The 16464-nt window shown below is 70.3% G+C and carries 15 protein-coding genes and 1 tRNA gene; 3 read left to right on the top strand and 13 right to left on the bottom strand.

Going from position 1 to position 16464, the window contains the following annotated elements; translation table 11 throughout:
- Nucleotides 1-2 precede the first annotated feature (2 nt).
- The 5 genes from AC4BGC_RS18700 to AC4BGC_RS18680 form a co-directional block, all read right to left on the bottom strand.
- Nucleotides 3-1037 (bottom strand): phosphotransferase, encoded by a 1035-nt coding sequence (locus AC4BGC_RS18700; protein ID WP_490546884.1) that lies wholly within the window; start codon nt 1035-1037, stop codon nt 3-5.
- Nucleotides 1034-1408 (bottom strand): hypothetical protein, encoded by a 375-nt coding sequence (locus AC4BGC_RS18695; RefSeq protein ID WP_490557093.1) that lies wholly within the window; start codon nt 1406-1408, stop codon nt 1034-1036. Before AC4BGC_RS18695 ends, AC4BGC_RS18700 begins: the two co-directional genes overlap by 4 nt.
- 450 nt (nt 1409-1858) lie before the next feature.
- On the bottom strand, nt 1859-2548 hold the full coding sequence (locus AC4BGC_RS18690; protein WP_490546886.1) for a response regulator: 690 nt from the start codon (nt 2546-2548) through the stop codon (nt 1859-1861).
- Complete coding sequence (locus tag AC4BGC_RS18685; RefSeq protein ID WP_490546887.1) at nt 2545-3177, bottom strand: LuxR C-terminal-related transcriptional regulator; 633 nt, start codon at nt 3175-3177, stop codon at nt 2545-2547. Before AC4BGC_RS18685 ends, AC4BGC_RS18690 begins: the two co-directional genes overlap by 4 nt.
- Entirely contained in the window at nt 3174-3797 is a 624-nt protein-coding gene (locus tag AC4BGC_RS18680; RefSeq protein ID WP_490557092.1) for a sensor histidine kinase, read from the bottom strand. Before AC4BGC_RS18680 ends, AC4BGC_RS18685 begins: the two co-directional genes overlap by 4 nt.
- Nucleotides 3798-4253: 456 nt before the next feature.
- Between AC4BGC_RS18680 and AC4BGC_RS18675 the strand changes: the two genes are divergently transcribed.
- A complete protein-coding gene (locus tag AC4BGC_RS18675; RefSeq protein WP_490557091.1) occupies nt 4254-5000 on the top strand; it encodes an ANTAR domain-containing protein in 747 nt (248 codons plus the stop codon).
- A 262-nt stretch (nt 5001-5262) separates the two neighbouring features.
- Here AC4BGC_RS18675 and AC4BGC_RS18670 read toward each other — a convergent pair.
- The 3 genes from AC4BGC_RS18670 to AC4BGC_RS18660 all read right to left on the bottom strand — a co-directional run bounded on the left by AC4BGC_RS18670 (nt 5263) and on the right by AC4BGC_RS18660 (nt 8295).
- Nucleotides 5263-5335 (bottom strand) — tRNA-Asn (locus AC4BGC_RS18670).
- 7 nt (nt 5336-5342) lie between these two features.
- On the bottom strand, nt 5343-6851 hold the full coding sequence (locus AC4BGC_RS18665; protein ID WP_490557090.1) for a lysyl oxidase family protein: 1509 nt from the start codon (nt 6849-6851) through the stop codon (nt 5343-5345).
- A gap of 64 nt (nt 6852-6915) precedes the next feature.
- Nucleotides 6916-8295 (bottom strand): flavin-containing monooxygenase, encoded by a 1380-nt coding sequence (locus AC4BGC_RS18660; protein WP_490557089.1) that lies wholly within the window; start codon nt 8293-8295, stop codon nt 6916-6918.
- A gap of 109 nt (nt 8296-8404) precedes the next feature.
- On the opposite strand from AC4BGC_RS18660, the gene AC4BGC_RS18655 reads away from it, so the two are divergent.
- Entirely contained in the window at nt 8405-10366 is a 1962-nt protein-coding gene (locus AC4BGC_RS18655; protein ID WP_490557211.1) for a M13 family metallopeptidase, read from the top strand.
- A 181-nt stretch (nt 10367-10547) separates the two neighbouring features.
- The gene (locus AC4BGC_RS18650; RefSeq protein WP_490546893.1) at nt 10548-11393 is read left to right on the top strand and encodes a methylenetetrahydrofolate reductase; all 846 of its coding nucleotides are present in this window, start codon (nt 10548-10550) and stop codon (nt 11391-11393) included.
- Nucleotides 11394-11460: 67 nt separating this feature from the next.
- On the opposite strand, the gene AC4BGC_RS18645 is transcribed toward AC4BGC_RS18650, so the two are convergent.
- From AC4BGC_RS18645 to AC4BGC_RS18625, 5 genes are read right to left on the bottom strand one after another with little or no spacing between them, the layout of a single operon-like run.
- Nucleotides 11461-12156 carry a DUF1638 domain-containing protein gene (locus AC4BGC_RS18645; protein ID WP_490557088.1) on the bottom strand — a complete coding sequence of 232 codons (696 nt, stop codon included), beginning with the start codon at nt 12154-12156 and terminating at the stop codon, nt 11461-11463.
- Nucleotides 12089-13990 carry an ASKHA domain-containing protein gene (locus AC4BGC_RS18640; RefSeq protein ID WP_490557087.1) on the bottom strand — a complete coding sequence of 634 codons (1902 nt, stop codon included), beginning with the start codon at nt 13988-13990 and terminating at the stop codon, nt 12089-12091. The genes AC4BGC_RS18645 and AC4BGC_RS18640 overlap by 68 nt, the downstream gene beginning before the upstream one ends.
- Nucleotides 13987-14877 (bottom strand): dihydropteroate synthase, encoded by an 891-nt coding sequence (locus tag AC4BGC_RS18635; RefSeq protein ID WP_490557086.1) that lies wholly within the window; start codon nt 14875-14877, stop codon nt 13987-13989. The genes AC4BGC_RS18640 and AC4BGC_RS18635 overlap by 4 nt, the downstream gene beginning before the upstream one ends.
- On the bottom strand, nt 14874-15539 hold the full coding sequence (locus AC4BGC_RS18630) for a corrinoid protein (protein WP_490546897.1): 666 nt from the start codon (nt 15537-15539) through the stop codon (nt 14874-14876). Before AC4BGC_RS18630 ends, AC4BGC_RS18635 begins: the two co-directional genes overlap by 4 nt.
- The gene (locus tag AC4BGC_RS18625; protein WP_490557085.1) at nt 15529-16329 is read right to left on the bottom strand and encodes an IclR family transcriptional regulator; all 801 of its coding nucleotides are present in this window, start codon (nt 16327-16329) and stop codon (nt 15529-15531) included. The genes AC4BGC_RS18630 and AC4BGC_RS18625 overlap by 11 nt, the downstream gene beginning before the upstream one ends.
- Nucleotides 16330-16464 lie beyond the last annotated feature (135 nt).

Below are 16464 nucleotides of genomic sequence, written 5' to 3'. Positions count from 1 at the left end.
CGTCAATCAGACGAGCGGCGGGCCGGCATGCTGGAGAGGACGCTGAGGAGCTCGTCGTTCGCGCGCTGGTCGCCGGCCTCGGCGGCCAGCTCGGCGATGCCGACCAGCGCGACGTCGTACCAGCGGTCAGCCGGGATCCCGACCCTGACGAGACCGTCACGCAGGCAGCTCTGCGCCGTACGCGGGAACCACCCGGCGCCGAGCAGGGCGCCGGCGAGCGCATGGGCACCGGCCCCCCAGCCGGAACCCCAGCCGGTGGTCCGGCTGAGCGCGCCGCCGCGCGCCGTCCTGGTGCGCTGGTCGAGGAGCTGGGAGTAGCGCAGCGCGAACCGTACGACGTCACGCAGGGGCCATCCCTCCGGCTCGCCCCTGGCCCAGTCGACCACTCCGCTGACCTCGCCGTCCTGGAGCAGGAGGCTGGCGGGCGAGAAGTCACCGTGGACCGCAGTGCGCTCCACCAGGTGCCCGTCGAGCCGCTCCCCCGCGGCGGTCAGGCGGGCGAGGGCGAGCGGCAGCAGCGGGTGACCCGCGGAGCGGTTGCCCAGCGCCTCGACCACCTCCGCCACCCAGGTCAGGGGTGCGGTCCCGGCGGCTGAGGCCTCCTGGAACCGGGAGAGCCAGCCCGAGGCGCGCCGGAAGTCACGCCTGACCAGGTCGGGCCGGACCAGGTGGATCAGCCGGTCGCACTCGACCGCCATCGGCAGGCCGGGGAGCGTGGTAGCCATCGCGACGAGACGGCCGTCGAGCTGACGGACACCGACGTGGCGCGGGATGGTCCGCTCGATCGGGCCGAGTCCACGGCGGCGCAGCTCCACGAGCAGTCTCGCCTCCTGGTGCACCCAGTGCGCCGCCTCGAGGCTGGTGGGCACCCGGACCGAGAGTGGCTCGGCCGGGGAGTCACCCGGGTGCACCCCGGGGAACGTGTAGGTCAAGGTGCCGAGGAACTCGTCACTGGTGATCAGGACGCCGCCCGCAGCCTCCCCGAGAAGGGCTCGTACGTCGGCCCGCAAGGGCCCCTCGTCGGCAAGAGTCGTCATCGCCGCCTCCCCAGGACCACCCGTTGCCGGACCAGCAGTCCCGTCCAGGACCAGGGCAGGGACCGGACGACCTCCAGCGGCAGCACGCCCAGCAGCGTCCGCGTCCCCAGGGAACGCTGCACGGCTATGGCGGTGTCGGTGCGCCAGAAGGCCCGCACCGCCCACTCCGTGTCCTCGACCACCGCGACGGGCGCAGCGATCGACGGCATCACGACCAGCTCCCGCTCGACCGCCAGACCGGCGCGGCGGGCGAGCCGGCGCAGCCGGAACCGGCTCAGCACCCGGTCGTCGGTGATGCTCACCGAGGCCTGCGACCCCAGGTCGCGGAGCGCTCGGACGCACTCGTCGAAGCGATGGAGCCTCGTGTCCACGGTTGGGTCCTGGCTCCCCACGAGGGCGGCCCAGGGCAACGGCGTCGCAGCGACGTTCCCGGCCTCGCCGTCCGAGTGATGTGTGGGGTTCCAGGGTCCGCGCCCCCGGCCTGGCGGGCAAGGCGACGCGACCGGGTCGCGATCGCCTCGTGGGGGGGGTGTCCCACCAACTCGCCGCTCAGGGACGGGCGATGAACCGAGGACGCGGACGTCTGGGGCCCCCACCATCACTCGACCGCCGGGCTGGACGGGCGACGGCGCGCGTTCCGGCATTCGCCGGGCCGGGAGCTCCCGGCCCGCCTCGTGCGTCACCTCACCCATCGCCAACCTCCAGCCATCAGCAGTCTGGGTCTGACGCTAGGGACGCGATCGCCGGTTGGCCTCCGGCAAGGGGATGACTTCGGCGTACGTCATCGGGGTGAGTGTGCCGCCGGGTCTCCCTGCTCCGGCCTACTCGTCGATGCCGCGTACCCCCAGATCGCGGGCAACCGCGATCAGCGCCAGGGTGGAGTGCACTTCGGCCCGCTTCATCAGCGCCTGGACGTGGGTGCGGACCGTGTTCACCGAGAGGTAGAGGCGTTGGGCGCACTCGAGCCGGGACATGCCCGCCACCAGACACCGCAGGACCTCGACCTGACGCGGCGAGAGCTCGTCGACGAAGCTGCGCGGCGCGCGTCGGCGGCGGAGCAGGTGCCGCAGCACCGGGCTCAGCGACTGTGGGGAGAGGTACATGTCGCCGCGGGCGACCTCGTTGACCGCGGCCATCAGCGTCTCGAAGCGCGCGGTCTTGCTCACCCACCCGTCGACGTAGGCGTCGAGGGCCTCGATGACGTACTCGACGCTGTCGCTGCCGGACAGCATCAGGACGCGAGGAGGGTCCGGCATCTGGTTCAGGTCACCCAGCAGGTCGAGCCCGACCTCGTCCCCGAGCTGGTGGTCGAGCAGGACGAGGTCGGGGCGTGAGCGCCGCAGCGTGGCGCGCGCCTCGGTGAGCGAGGTCGCCACCTCGACCTGTCGGACGTGCGAGTCCTGCCGCATCCGGCTGGCCAGCACCTCGGCGAAGATGCGGGAGTCGTCGACGAGGAGGACCTGGTGCCCCAGCTGGGCGACAGGTGCCAGGCGTTCGGGGACCTGCGTCATCGCGCACCGCCGAGGCTCTTCTCGGTCATCTCTGCCGCGACTCCCAGACTCGCTGCTTTGGCCCGGGTGTTCACGCCGAGCTTGCGCAGCACGCTCTGGACGTGGGTCCGCACGGTGTGGGTGCTGATCTCCAGCTCGACCGACATCTCCTCGGTGGAGGCCCCGCGCACGAGGAGCTTCAGGACGTCTCGCTCGCGGTCGCTGAGCGGGGTGGTCAGGGACCCCGACGAGGCGTGCCTCGAGGGACGCGAGAACCGCTCCACCACGCGCTCCCCCTTACGGACGCGCTCGATCGCGCGGACCACCGTGGACATCTCGCAGAGCTTGCTCACCACGCCGTCCACGGTGTGGCGCTCGTAGGCCGACCACACCTCCGGACCAGCGGTCGCCGTGAGCAGGAGCACCGCGATCCCGGGGTGCCGCTCCCGGATCACCTCGGCCGAGGCGATCACCGACTCACCTCCGAAGTCGACGTCGAAGAGGCAGAGCTCGGGCTGGCGGGCCTCCACCAGGTCGACGAGCCCGTCGAGGTGGTCGCTGGCGGCGACGACGTCGTAGCCCCGCTGGGCGAGACCCGCACCCAGGGCGTCGAGGAACATCTGGTGGTCGTCGGCGAGCGCCAATCTCATCGCACTGCTCGCAGTGCGACCGGGAAGCTCATCCGGACCGAGGTGCCGCTGGTTGGCGCCGTCTCGATCCGGAGCTGCCCGTCGCCGGCCCACACCGTGGCGCGCACGATCTCCAGCCCGAAACCGGTCCGGCCCGGGATCTCACCGAAGCCCGGCCCGTCGTCGACGACCTCGACCCAGCAATGCGTTCCCGAGGAGCCCACGCACACCTGGACCCCACCGGCCACCGCGGTGGCGCGCAGCGCGTTGTCCAGCAGGTTGGCGATGGCGCGACGCAAAAGCACAGGATCGAGCGCGACCACGTGGTCCTCGCCGTCGACCTGCAGCGTCACGTCGTGGGCCGTGGGCATCGAGTTGACGCACTGGCGGCTCAGCGCCACCAGGTCGGCCCGGAAGTGGACGCGTGCGCCGTGCTGGTCACTGAGCGCCGTGACCAGGTCACCGACCTGCAGCCACTGCTGATGGAGCATCGCGAGCCTCCGGCGCTCGTCGGCGTCGAGCTCCTCGTCGTCCATCGGCTCCGAGAGCAGCAGACCCGTTGCGATGTGCTGCCTCAAGTCGTGGCAGACCTTGTCGATGTGTTGCGCGTTCGACGGACCTCGTTCGAGTTCCTCCGTCATGGTGACCCCTAATCCCACCCAGGCGGAACGCAAGCTTCCGTCTGGCCCCTTGGTGATCTGCAGTTGTGATCGAGCCGCCCGCGGGCACCGCTTGGCCGGCGTCGGGAACCTTCCCCGACCCACGGGTCGGCTGGCGAACCACCGTCGGTGCCGGGAAGGTGTCTGGATCAGACGTCATCTGCGGCGTCGCGACGTGCGTCAGCGATTGCACTGGCGGTGGACCCCCGCCGTGCACGTTGCTCTCTCTTGCGAACTGACTGGCCTGGCCCCTCGGGGCCGGCCATGCAGGCGCTTATCCACACCCTGTTCCGAAACATAGACGGAGCCGTCAGCGCTGCACAAGATGCTGTCCAGCGCCGGACGTGTACGTCTCGAAACTCCCCGTAATGGGGGCATGCCCTCGGAGCATGTTGCTCGTTAGAGTTCTAGAGACGGCGCCAAGGGAGACGGTGGGCGATGCTCGTGGAGATCAGTGCCGACCGGGGAACAGGTGACAGCGGCAAGCCGCTCAACCTCCTCGCGGCGTACGCCAACCTGTATGACCTGCTCCTCGAGCAGCCGAGCACGGAGGCGTTCCTGCGCCGCATCGGGGAGCTCGCCGTGTCGGTGGTGCCCGGTGTGCGGTGCTCGCTCATCCTCCACGAGACCGAGGCCGAGACCGTGGCGGACGCCGCGCTGACCGTGCCCGGCACCGAGATCCCCCGTCAGCCGAGCGGGGACGACCATCGGGGCGCGGAGGACGCCGAGCCCCGGATCACCAGCGACGGCGTCTCCCTGCCCCTGCTGGTGGACGGGGTCGTGATCGCCACCCTGGACCTGCACACGGACCCCTCGCGCCCACTGGGTGATGCCGACATCGTGCGGGCGCGCACCTTCGTCCACCAGGCCGCCATCGCCCTCGCGCTGCTCCTCCGCGAGTCCGCCCACCTCGTCCTCGACGACCAGCTGCAGGACGCGCTGGTCACCCGCTCGGTCATCGACCAGGCGATGGGAGTGCTGATGCACGCCCGCCGGATCCGGGGGCGGGAGGCGCTGCGGATGCTGCGGCGGATCTCGCAGACCACCAACCGCAAGGTCAGCGAGCTCGCGCACGAGGTGATCATGACGATGACCGGACATCCCCCGGAGAGGCCCCGTCCCCTGGCCCGCCGCAGGACCACCCTGAACCATCACCCCCAGGGCGAGAAGACCCGCGGCCGCTGAACCCGGCCGCGCCGGCCTACCGCAGGGTCACGCGCGGGCCGGACTCCGAGGCGCAGTTGGGCGCCGCGCAGTACTGCACGAAGAAGGGGCGGCTGCTGTCCGGTGCAGCGCTCCGCGCCGGTCCCGCTCAGCTGCTGGGTTTCGGTGATGCCCTGGTCCTCACCGGCCAGCTGCGGGATCGACCTCGGGTCGCGTTCCGCGATCAGGGCGCTCCCGGTGATGGTCTCGCCCCGAGGGCAGGGAACTTCTCTGGGACGTTGTGCTGGCGGACAAGGACTCGAACCTTGACCATCTCCTCGAACGAAGGAGTGCTCTGCCAATTGAGCTACCCGCCAAGGTGGCTCACAGCCCGCTGTCCGCCGAGACGAACGCGACCGTGTTGCCGGTGATGCGGATCGTGGACACCGCCACGTTGTTCGACTCGTCCTTCTCCTTCCAGAACCCCTGCCAGTCGGCGGTCACCCGGACCTTGTAGGTGCCGTCCGGGAGGCCGGTGATGTCGATGGCCTGGTCGGGGAGGCTCGAGGGATAGGTGTCCCCCCAGCCGACCGAGAGCCCGTGCACGATGCTGGTGGCGTTGGGCTGCGCCTGGCCGCACGAGGTGGCGTTGGCGTACACCGGGAAGCTCGGGACCGGGCCGGACGGGGCCTGGCTCCACGTGCTGCTGCGGGAGGTGTTGTCCTCGAAGCAGTAGCCGTGCTTCTCGCCCACCTTGACGAACTTGCCGGTGCTGTCCAGCAGCTCGTACTTGTCGAAGTCGCGGATGTGCCAGTGGTTGTGCCCGTCGCCGGCGTAGAAGAACGAGGCACCCGAGTCGCCCAGCGTGGTGGACGAACCGTCGCTGCTCATCACCACCTGACGGCCGACCCAGTCCACCGCGGAGGTGCTCGAGCGGGTGCCGCGGATCTCCAGGGGCCCGTCACCGACGTTGGCGGTGATCACCGGGAACTTGAGCAGCTTGGCTCCACCGGAGTTGGTCACGAAGTACCCGTGGCCACCGCTGGGGTCCTGGCTCAGGGTGCGGTCCAGCTTGTGCACCCGGACGTCGGGGTACAGCGGCGTACCGGTGCCACCACCCGGCGGGGGCGGCGGCGGAGGCGGGGGCGGCGGCGCCGATCCGTCGGTGTCCAGGATCGCGCTGAAGCCGACCTGGGCGTTGGCCTTGAGCCAGGTCGCGGCCGTCCCGTGCGCGGAGAGCACGTAGCCGTTGCCGGTGGGGATGGTCATGTTGCCCACCCGGTCCTGGACGCGGGTCACCTTCTGGTTGACCACCTCGACCTCGACGCCGTACTCGTTGGTGTCCGTGGTGGTCCCGTAGGCGGCGGTGTAGCGGATCAGCTGGTTGCTCAGGCGCCGGGCGTTGTTGGCGTCGATCACCCGGGAGTTGGACCCCGCCGAGGGCCCCGCGATGGTCACCCTGGTCGCGTTCTCCGGGGTGGAGCCGCCCGGAGGCGGGACAGTGCTCTCGGTGACCGGCGCGTTCAGGACCGCGTTCGTCTTCAGGAAGCTGCGACTCGTGCCGTGCCCGGACAGGACGAACCCGTTGGTCGGGATCGTCATGTTGCCGACCCCGTCCTCGATCTTGACGACCTTGCCGCCCACCACGGCTGCCTCGAACCCGTAGGAGTTGGTGCCGGTCCTGGCCCCCCTCGCGGGGGTGTACTTGATCAGCAGGTTGGCACCGCGGTAGACGTCGACGCCGTCGATGGAGTGGCCCCTGGTCCCGACGACGACGGTGCCGGCCGCCTGGGAGGCGCTGGTCAGCAGCACCGTGAACATCGCTGCGACGACCACGAGCGTCAGCCCGAGAACCCCGAGCCGTCGCCGCGAGGGCAAGGTCTGGACACGCATGGAAACTCCTGAGCGGTGGGCCGTGGATCAGGGCCAACCTAGGGACCACACCAGGAGCGGCACATCAGCCGTTCGACGTAGTCAGTGGTGAAAGCTGCGGCTCACCGCGGGCGGCGGCACGCTTGCGCGAGCGCTTCTGCTCCTTGAGTATCTCCGCCCGGTAGGCGTGGAAGTCGACCTGCAGGGTGTGGCGCTTGGAGGTGACGTAGCGCTTGCGCAGCCCCTCGTCGTACGACGCGATCTGGCGGCGCATCTCCTCGGCGGAGGGAAGGGCCCCTCGCCCGGTGAGGAGGTCGGCCACCCACACCGACTGGGCCTCGGCCAGCGGCATCAGCGCGCCCAGTGCCTGGATCAGCCCGATGAAGTAGAGCCCGGGGTGGTCCGGGTGCACGACTCGGCGGTAGAGGTCGACGTGGTTGTCCTCGGCGCGCACCACCTCGTCGGTGAAGAACGGGAAGGTCACCTTGTAGCCGGTGCAGTAGATGACGACGTCGTATTCCCCCGAGGTGCCGTCGACGAAGAAGACCTTGGAGCCCTCGAAGCGGTCGATGTTGGGGCGAATGGTGATGTCGCCGTGCCCGAGGCGGTTCAGGAGGTCCTGGTTGATGGTGGGGTGGGCGTGCAACACCTTGTGGTCCGGCTCGGGCAGGCCGTAGTCGGTGACCTTGCCCTGGCTGAGCCGGAGCAGCGTCGCCATCGCCAGCTGCTGCAGCTTGAGCGGGCCGCGCGCGAGGGGTGAGTCGGTGAGGTGGTCGGTCGGCATCCCGAACATGTACTTGGGCAGGATGTGCGCGCCGCGGCGCATCGCGAGGTCGGTGCTCGCGGCGACCCGGCTGGACTCGACCGACAGGTCGCAGGCGGTGTTGCCGATACCGAGCACGAGCACGCGCTTGCCGACCAGCGGCTCGGGCGTGCGGTAGTAGTGGGCGTGGAGCTGCTCGCCCGGGAACGTGTCGGCCCCCGGGAACGACGGCTCGGGCCAGCGCGGGTCCCAGTGGTGGCCGTTGGCCACGATCACGTCGCGGTAGGTGCGCGTCTGCGGCTCGCCGCCGTCGCGGGACCGGAAGGTGACCTCCCAGCGGGCGTCGTCCGCCCGGGGAGCCGCCGGGCGGACTCGCGTCACCTCGGTGCGGAACGTGATCTTGTCCCGGAGGCCGAAGTGGTCCACGAACGACTCGAAGTACGCCGCGATCTGGCGGTGGCTGGGGTAGACGGGCAGCGACTCGGGCATCGGGTAGGCGGCGTACTGCATCAGCTGCCGCGAGGTGTTGATGTGCAGGGACTCGTAGGCCGAGGACATCTCGTTGTCGTTGTCGTAGCGCCAGTTGCCGCCGACCCCGCTGCCGGCCTCGAAGCAGTCGAACTCGACGCCGGCCGCCTGGAGGGACTGTGCTGCGGTGATCCCCGACGACCCCGCGCCGATGATGCAGACGGATGCGGTCATCGCGCGCAACGTGTCGGGAGGCTCATGGGGCGAGAGCCTAAGGCCGCACCGGGGTGGAGGCGACGTATAGGTTGGCGCCGTGACGATTCTCGACGACGCCCGCGAGGGCATGAACCCGGCCATCCGCCCACAAGACGATCTCTTCGGTCACGTCAACGGCACCTGGCTGGAGACCGCGGAGATCCCCGCCGACCGCTCCTCCTGGGGCCCGTTCGTGCTGCTCTCCGACGCCGCCGAGGAGCACGTGCGCGAGATCATCGAGGCCTGCGCGAGCGGGGTCTCGACCGACGGATCCGAGACCGGCGAGGACTCCACCCCCGCGCGGGCCGACGAGGCCCGCAAGATCGGGGACCTCTACGCCAGCTTCATGGACGAGGAGCGGGTCGAGGCGCTCGGCCACACCCCGATCCTCCCGCTGCTCGAGCGCATCGACGCCCTCAGCGACGTCAGCGAGCTCGGCGAGTTCCTGGGCTACTTCGAGCGCCGCGGCGGCGGCGGGGTGTTCGGGTCCTACGTCAACGCCGACGACCGTGACTCCGAGCGCTACGTGGTCAACGTGGTGCAGGGCGGCATCGGCCTGCCCGACGAGAGCTACTACCGCCAGGACGAGTTCGCCGAGATCCGCGAGAAGTACCTCGCCTACCTGGCCCGCATCCTGAGCCTCGCCGAGCGCCCCGACCCCGACGGCTCCGCGGCCCGAGTGCTCGCCCTGGAGACCCGGCTCGCCAAGGGCCACTGGGAGCGGGCCGAGACCCGTGACGTGATCAAGACCTACAACCTCACCACGCTCGAGGAGTTCAAGGCCACCGTGCCGAGCTTCGACGTCGACGCGTGGGTGGCGGCGCTGGGCGGGTCCGAGGAGACGATCAAGGAGCTGATCGTCCGGGAGCCGTCGTACCTGACGCACCTCGAGACGGTCCTCGCCGACACCCCGATCGAGGACTGGAAGGCGTTCCTTTCCGTGCGCGCCATCCGCACGGCCGCGTCGTACCTCTCCAGCGGGTTCGTGGAGGCCAACTTCGACTTCTACGGCCGCACGCTCTCCGGCACCCCCGAGCTCCGGGCCCGCTGGAAGCGCGGCGTCGGCCTGGTCGAGGGCGCGCTGGGCGAGGCCGTGGGCCGGGAGTACGTCGCCCGGCACTTCCCGCCGCGCTCGAAGGAGATGATGGACGAGCTGGTGGAGAACCTGCTCGAGGCCTACCGCCGCTCCATCACCGACCTCGACTGGATGAGCGAGGAGACCAAGCAGCGCGCGTTCGAGAAGCTGGACAGCTTCCGGCCCAAGATCGGCTACCCGGAGAAGTTCCGCGACTACTCCGACCTGCAGATCAGCGCCGACAGCCTGGTCGACAACGTGCTGGCCGCGACCGCCTTCGAGACCGACCGCGAGCTGAACAAGATCGGCTCGCCGGTGGACCGCGACGAGTGGTTCATGCTGCCGCAGACCGTGAACGCCTACTACAACCCCGGGACCAACGAGATCTGCTTCCCCGCGGGCATCCTGCAGCGGCCGTTCTTCGACGCCGACGCCGACCCGGCCGAGAACTACGGCGGCATCGGCGCGGTGATCGGTCACGAGATCGGTCACGGCTTCGACGACCAGGGCGCGCAGTACGACGGCGCAGGCAACCTCAACGACTGGTGGAGCGCGGACGACAAGGCCGCGTTCGAGGTGAAGTCCAAGGCGCTGATCGAGCAGTACGACGCCTTCGAGCCGCGCGACCTGCCCGGCGAGCACGTCAACGGCGCGCTCACCGTCGGGGAGAACATCGGCGACCTCGGCGGCCTCACCATCGCCCACAAGGCCTACCTGATCTCCCTCGAGGGATCCGAGATGCCCGAGCGCGACGGCCTCACCGGCGAGCAGCGGCTGTTCCTGAGCTGGGCCTACGTGTGGCGCACCAAGCGTCGCCTCGAGCTGGCCAAGCAGTTCCTGACCACCGACCCGCACAGCCCGCCGGAGTTCCGCGCCAACATCGCCCGCAACCTCGAGGAGTTCCACCGCGCCTTCGAGACCCAGCCCGGTGACGGCCTCTGGCTCGACCCCGAGGACCGCGTCCGCATCTGGTGACCTCGCGCGTCGTACGGCGGTGACCGGGCACGAGCGTCCCGCCGTACGACGCCGACCGGGCAATTGCGTCCCGCCGTACGACGCCGACCGGGCAATTGCGTTCCGTCGCGCCCTTGTCGCGGGCGGTCCGGCGCAGTAGCGTGAACCCCTCAGCGCTGCGTAATACGAAACGAGTCTCATCATGCGCAACAAGACGGTGGCTCGGAACCAGACCCTTCATCGCCTGCTGACCCATGCCCGCTACGAGGTCCTGCCAACGGCGACGACCGAGGAGAAGGTGCTCGCCTCGGTCCCGCGCGACGTGCCAGTGACAGTGACCGCCTCGGGCGCCAAGGGCCTCGAGGCCACGCTGTCCCTCGCCGAGACCCTGGCCGGCCACGGCTACGTGAGCGTGCCCCACCTCGCCGCCCGGATGATCAGCGGCCGCTCCGAGCTCGCGGAGATCTGCGCCCGGCTGGCGCAGTCCGGCATCACCCAGGTCTTCGTCCCCGGAGGCGACGTCGACCCGGTCGGTGACTACCCCGACGCGTTCAGCCTGCTGGAGGACCTCACTGCACTCGACGCGCCGTTCGACCACATCGGCGTCACCGGGTATCCCGAGACCCACCCCAAGATCACCGACGACCTCACCGTGCAGGCGATGTGGGACAAGCGCCGCCACGCCACGCACGTGGTCAGCAACCTGACCTTCGACGCCGGCGCCATCAAGAACTGGGTCGGGCGGATGCGCGGCCGTGGCGTCACGATGCCGTTGCTGCTCGGCATGCCCGGGCCGATCGACCGCGCCAAGCTGCTGGCGATGGCGACCAAGATCGGCGTCGGCGAGTCGACGCGGTTCCTCGCCAAGCACAAGAGCACCTTCGCCCGCCTCGCGGCGCCCGGCGGGTTCACCGGAGAGCGGTTCCTCGAGGAGTGTGCGGTCACCGCGGCGCGCCCGGAGTCACTGATCGAGGGCCTGCACATCTTCACCTTCAACCAGATCGACGCCACCGAGCAGTGGCGTCAGGAGCTGCTGGCGCGCCTCTGAAGCTTCCAGATGCGACGTCTCGGCGGGTGCTGGGGTTTCAGATGGGACGTCTCGGCGGGGTCTGGGGTCAGGTGAGGAGGCTTGCCAAGGCCTGTTCCAGGCCCCCTTGGCCTGTTGGTACGACGGTGAGGGGGAGGCCGATGCGGGAGGCGGCGGCCTCGGCGGCCTCGCGCAGCTCGGGGGTCTCGTCCTGGGCGAGCCAGACCATCCGGGTGTAGTGGCGGAAGTAGTCGTCGCGCAGCTCGGGCCACCGGTCCAGGCCGAGCTCGGTCTCCACCGTGCGGGCGAACGACTTCACCAGGAAGTCGGTGAGCAGGTAGGTGCCGGGCTGGTCGGCGAAGAAGGACTCGATCCGGCTGGCCCCGGCGTACACGTCGTAGCAGTGCAGTCCCTCGAGGCGCCGCAGGCCGAGCCGGTCGCAGACCTCGTCGAGGGCGCCGTAGGTGCCGCAGTCGGCGTACCCCACCGCGACGGTGTCGTACGACGAACCGAGCCGGTCCGCGAGCACCTCGACCGCGCCGGCGATCAGGTGCGGCTGGTTGTGCAGCAGCGGCGGCAGCGGGTGCACGTCGACGGGCCACCCCTGCTGCTCCACGATCCGGGCCGCCGGCTGGGCGATCGCGCCGCAGGCGATCAGGGCGGTGGTGGTGACCTGCTCGTGAGGGTCTCGACCATCGGCTCGCTGCTCGACCAGCTCAGGTGGGGAAGGAGAGCTGGTCGACGAACTTGTCGTTGAAGTCGGGTCGGTCGGAGAGCTCGACATACTTCACCTCCTCCAGCAGCGTGGCTGCGCCGGCGCGCTCGCGCAGGGAGAGCAGCGCCATCTTGGCGCCCTCCCCGGCGACGTTGCCCGCGGAGACGATGCGCAGCACCGGCAGCTTGGGCACCAGCCCGATCCGGACCGCGGCGGCCGGTGAGAGGTAGGAGCCGAACGAGCCCGCCAGCAGGACCTGCTGGACGTCGGCGTGCTCGAGGCCGAGCTCCTCGAGGAGCAGCGTCCACCCGGTGGCGATGGCGGCCTTGCCGAACTGCAGCTCGCGCACGTCGCGCTGGGAGAGGTAGACGCTGTCGCGGACCTCGGTCTCCGGATCGCGACGGTCCAGCACGAAGACCCGCTCCTCGCCGATCCGCGCGAACCGGTCGGCGAGCCCGGGCGCACGCAGGGCCGCGTCCTCGTCGGGCACGAACCGGCCGCTGGCGTCGAGCAGCCCGAGCCGCGACAGCTCCGCGACGGCGTCGACCAGTCCGGAGCCGCACAGTCCCTTGGCGGGGACGTCGCCGATCACCTGCAGGGTCACCCCCGCAGCCGGGTCGAGCCTGACCACCTCGATGGCCCCCTCCGCGGCGCGCATGCCGCAGCGGATGGCACCACCCTCGAAGGCCGGCCCCGCCGGCGCGGCGGTGGAAAGGATGGTGTCGCCGTTGCTGAGCACGATCTCGCAGTTGGTGCCGACGTCGATGAACAGCCGGGTGCGCTTGTCGCGGTCCATCCCGGTGGCGAGCATGCCGGCCACGATGTCGCCGCCGACGTAGGCGCCCAGCGCCGGGAACATCACCGCCTGCGCCCGCGGGTGCAGGCCCAGGCCGAGGTCCCGGGCGAGCACGACGGGCGGCTGGGCGGTGGTCATCACGAACGGGGCCACCCCCAGCGGCTCGGGGTCGATGCCGAGCACCAGGGCGGTCATCGTCGCGTTGCCGGCGATCGCCACCTCGTAGACGTGCAGCGGGTCGACACCACCCTCGGCGCACACCTCTCGCGCCAGCTCGTCGAGCGTCTCGGAGGCCAGCGCCTGCAGGCGTCCCAGCGCGTCGGGATCCATCATGGTGGCGCTGATCCGGGTGATCACGTCTCCACCGAAGGGCTGCTGCTTGTTCATCCGCGAAGCGACCGCGACCGGGGTGCCGGTGTTGAGGTCGAGCAGGGTGGCCACCACGGTGGTGGTGCCCAGGTCGAAGGCGATCGCGTGCCGGTGGCCGGTGGTGTCGCCGGGCTCCACGTCGATCAGTGTCTCGTCGACGACGACCGCGGTCACCTTGAAGTCGGCCTCCCGCAGCACCTTCGGCAGCCGGCGCAGCACCTCGAGCTCGATGGTCAGCTCGAGGTCCTCGATCGCGTCGGTGAGTCGCTGCAGGTCGCTGCGCTGGTCCGAGAGCGACGGGTCCGACAGCTCGACGTACCGCTTCTGCACCGCGGGACGAAGGATCACCTGGCGGCCGACACCGACCGTGGCGGCCTTGGGCCGGGTGGTCAGCGGGGGGACGGTGATCTTCAGGTCCCGGGTGGCGGTGGCCAGGCAGGCGAGGCGCCAGCCGTCGGCCAGCTCGGCCTCGCTGAACGTACGCCGCTCGTGGCGCGAGACCGGCAGCCCGGAGGAGTCACCCGTGTCGATGCGCACCTTGCACTTGTGGCAGGTGCCGTGGCCACCGCAGGTGGAGTCGATCGCGATCCCGTTCCAGGACCCCGAGTCGAACACGGTGACGCCGGGCGGGACCCGGACCTCGCGGTCCTGCCCGTCCTCGACGGTGAAGGACAGCTGGACCCGCCCGACCCCGTCCTGCGGGGTGGGCGACGCCTCGACCACCGGGACCCCGGTCACGCCGACGCGGCCGCCTGGGCCGCCGCCTGAGCCGCCCGGTGGCGGGAGATCCAGGCCATCCCCCACTCGTCGTGGCCCATCAGGAGGTCGGTGGCCTTGACCATGGAGACCACCTCGGGGGTGCGGGTGTCCATGATCGCGCTGGTCAGGCCGGCGGTCATCGCCATCGAAAGGAAGGTGCCGTTGAGGACGTGGCGCCCCGGCATCCCGAAGGAGACGTTGGAGGAGCCGCAGGTCATGTTCAGCCCGTGCTTGTCGCGGATCCCGCGCATGGTCTCCAGCGTCGCGAGCCCGTTGGTCACGTCGGCACCGATGGGCATCGCCAGCGGGTCGATCACGATGTCCTCGATCGCGATGCCGTACTCGGTGGTGGCGACCCGGACGATCTTGTCCACCAGCGCCAGTCGCTTCTCCGGCTCCATCGGGATCTCGTCCACGTCGTTGGGAAGCGCGATCACCGCGGCGTCGTACTTCTTGACCAGCGGGAGGATCTGCTCTATCCGCTCGTCCTCGGCGGTGATCGAGTTGACCAGCGCGCGTCCGTTGTACGCCGCAAGGCCTGCCTCGAGCGCCTCCACGACCGAGGAGTCGATGCACAGCGGGAGGTCGGTCAGCTCCTGCACCATCGTGACCACCTTGGCGAGCAGCTCGGCCTCGTCGACCAGCGGCACGCCCATGTTCACGTCGAGCACGTCGGCGCCGCCCTCGACCTGGGCCTTCACGTCGCGCTCCACCGCGGAGAGGTCCCCGGCCCGGATCTGCTCCTGGAAGATGCGCCGCCCGGTGGGGTTGAGCCGCTCGCCGATCAGGCAGAACCGGTGCTGGCGCCCGATCACGACCTCGCGGGTGGCCGAGCGCAGCCGGGTCTCGTGCATCGGCGCGGTCATGCGGACACCTTGGCGCGACGCTCCTGGAGCAGGGCCTTGGCCTTGCGCACGCAGCCGGAGGCGTCGGCGGCGTACCCGTCCGCGCCCACGGCGTCGGCGTACTCCTGGGTGACCGGGGCGCCGCCGACCATCACGATCACGTCGTTGCGCATGCCGGCCTTCTCGAGCGCGTTCATGTTGGCCTTGAACATCGGCATCGTGGTGGTCAGGAACGCCGAGAACCCGACGATGTCGGGCTGGTGCTCCTCGATCTTGGCGATGAAGGTCTCCGGAGCCACCTGGACGCCGAGGTCGATCACCTCGAACCCGGCCCCCTCGAGCATGATGTTGACGAGGTTCTTGCCGATGTCGTGCACGTCGCCCTTGACGGTGCCCATCAGGAACTTGCCGACGGTCTCCACCCCGGTCTCGGCGAGCAGCGGGCGCAGCACCTCCATGGAGCCCGCCATCGCGCGTCCGGCGATGAGCATCTCCGGCACGAAGAAGTCACCTCGCTCGAACCGCGCACCCACCTCCTCCAGGGAGGGGATCAGCGCGTCGAAGAGCAGGTTCTGCGGCTCCATGCTCATTCCCAGCGCTTCGTGGGTGAGCTCGAGGACTCTCGGGGCGTTGCCGACCAGGGTCTCGTCGTAGAGCCCCTGCAGGATCTCTTCAGGTGTCATGCTGCGCCCCTTCCTGGGCCTCCGTGCGGGTTCCGTGGCGAAGGAGCCGGGACAGCGCCTCCGTCTGTTCCATCAGGAGCCGACCCACATGGTCGGTCCTGTCCTCGAGCCGGGCCGTGGGGCCGGAGACCCCGATGGCGGCGACCGCGATGGTGTCCGGGCCGAGGACCGGCGCCGCGACCCCGGCGAGCCCCACCTCGAGCTCGTCGATGGTGATCGCGAAACCACGGCTGCGGGCGAGACCGAGGTCCGCCTCGAGCTCGGTCCGCGTCGGCAGCGTCTGCTCCGTGCACTGCTCCAAGGGGTCCTCGGGAGTCTTCAGCACGTTCCAGGCGAGCATCACCTTGCCCAGCGCCGAGCAGTGCGAGGGGACCTCGACGTCGGTCCAGTCACGAGCCCCGAGCAGGAACGTCGAGTCCACCTGGGCGATGTGGGCGACCCGGCCGCCGTTGGCGACCGCGAGGTGCACGGACTCACCGGTCTCGGCACCGATCTTCTCCAGCATCGGGGTGGCGAGCCGGGCCAGCTGTGCGTTGCGGTCGTGCCGGGCGGCGTACAGCACGAACAGCGGCCCGCCGATGTACTCCCCGCTGGGCAGCCGCTCCACGAGCCGGGTGCGCTCGAGGGCCGCGAGCAGTCGCGACGTGGTGGACCTGGCGAGGCCGGTGGTCTCGATCAGCTCACCGAAGCTAACCGGCGCGTCCGCCTCGACCACGAGCGTGACCAGCAGGGCGGCCCGGTCCACCGCCTGGGTGCCGCCGACGTTCTCGATGACCGATGTGCTGGCCACTCTTGACCTGCCTTCCCGGTTCAGTCCAGTGTGTCGGTGGAAGCCTGCTCCCACGATGTGGAACTCTGTGCCCACATGGTGAGGCTAGGTTTCCTCAACCGCCGGGTCAAGCACCTCGGGCCGCGAACCACAGGG

It is taken from the genome of Nocardioides sp. Z38_18 (genome assembly GCF_058215695.1).
The sequence above is the reverse complement of the archived record's forward strand: the minus strand, read 5'-3'. Positions and strand labels throughout refer to the sequence as shown.

Coding starts and splice junctions, on each gene's coding strand:
- AC4BGC_RS18700 (WP_490546884.1), bottom strand. CDS start 1,037: ATGACGACTCTTGCCGACGAGGGGCCCTTGCGGGCCGACGTACGAGCC.
- AC4BGC_RS18690 (WP_490546886.1), bottom strand. CDS start 2,548: ATGACGCAGGTCCCCGAACGCCTGGCACCTGTCGCCCAGCTGGGGCAC.
- AC4BGC_RS18685 (WP_490546887.1), bottom strand. CDS start 3,177: ATGAGATTGGCGCTCGCCGACGACCACCAGATGTTCCTCGACGCCCTG.
- AC4BGC_RS18680 (WP_490557092.1), bottom strand. CDS start 3,797: ATGACGGAGGAACTCGAACGAGGTCCGTCGAACGCGCAACACATCGAC.
- AC4BGC_RS18675 (WP_490557091.1), top strand. CDS start 4,254: ATGCTCGTGGAGATCAGTGCCGACCGGGGAACAGGTGACAGCGGCAAG.
- AC4BGC_RS18665 (WP_490557090.1), bottom strand. CDS start 6,851: ATGCGTGTCCAGACCTTGCCCTCGCGGCGACGGCTCGGGGTTCTCGGG.
- AC4BGC_RS18660 (WP_490557089.1), bottom strand. CDS start 8,295: ATGACCGCATCCGTCTGCATCATCGGCGCGGGGTCGTCGGGGATCACC.
- AC4BGC_RS18655 (WP_490557211.1), top strand. CDS start 8,405: ATGAACCCGGCCATCCGCCCACAAGACGATCTCTTCGGTCACGTCAAC.
- AC4BGC_RS18650 (WP_490546893.1), top strand. CDS start 10,548: ATGCGCAACAAGACGGTGGCTCGGAACCAGACCCTTCATCGCCTGCTG.
- AC4BGC_RS18645 (WP_490557088.1), bottom strand. CDS start 12,156: ATGTCGAGCTCTCCGACCGACCCGACTTCAACGACAAGTTCGTCGACC.
- AC4BGC_RS18635 (WP_490557086.1), bottom strand. CDS start 14,877: ATGACCGCGCCGATGCACGAGACCCGGCTGCGCTCGGCCACCCGCGAG.
- AC4BGC_RS18630 (WP_490546897.1), bottom strand. CDS start 15,539: ATGACACCTGAAGAGATCCTGCAGGGGCTCTACGACGAGACCCTGGTC.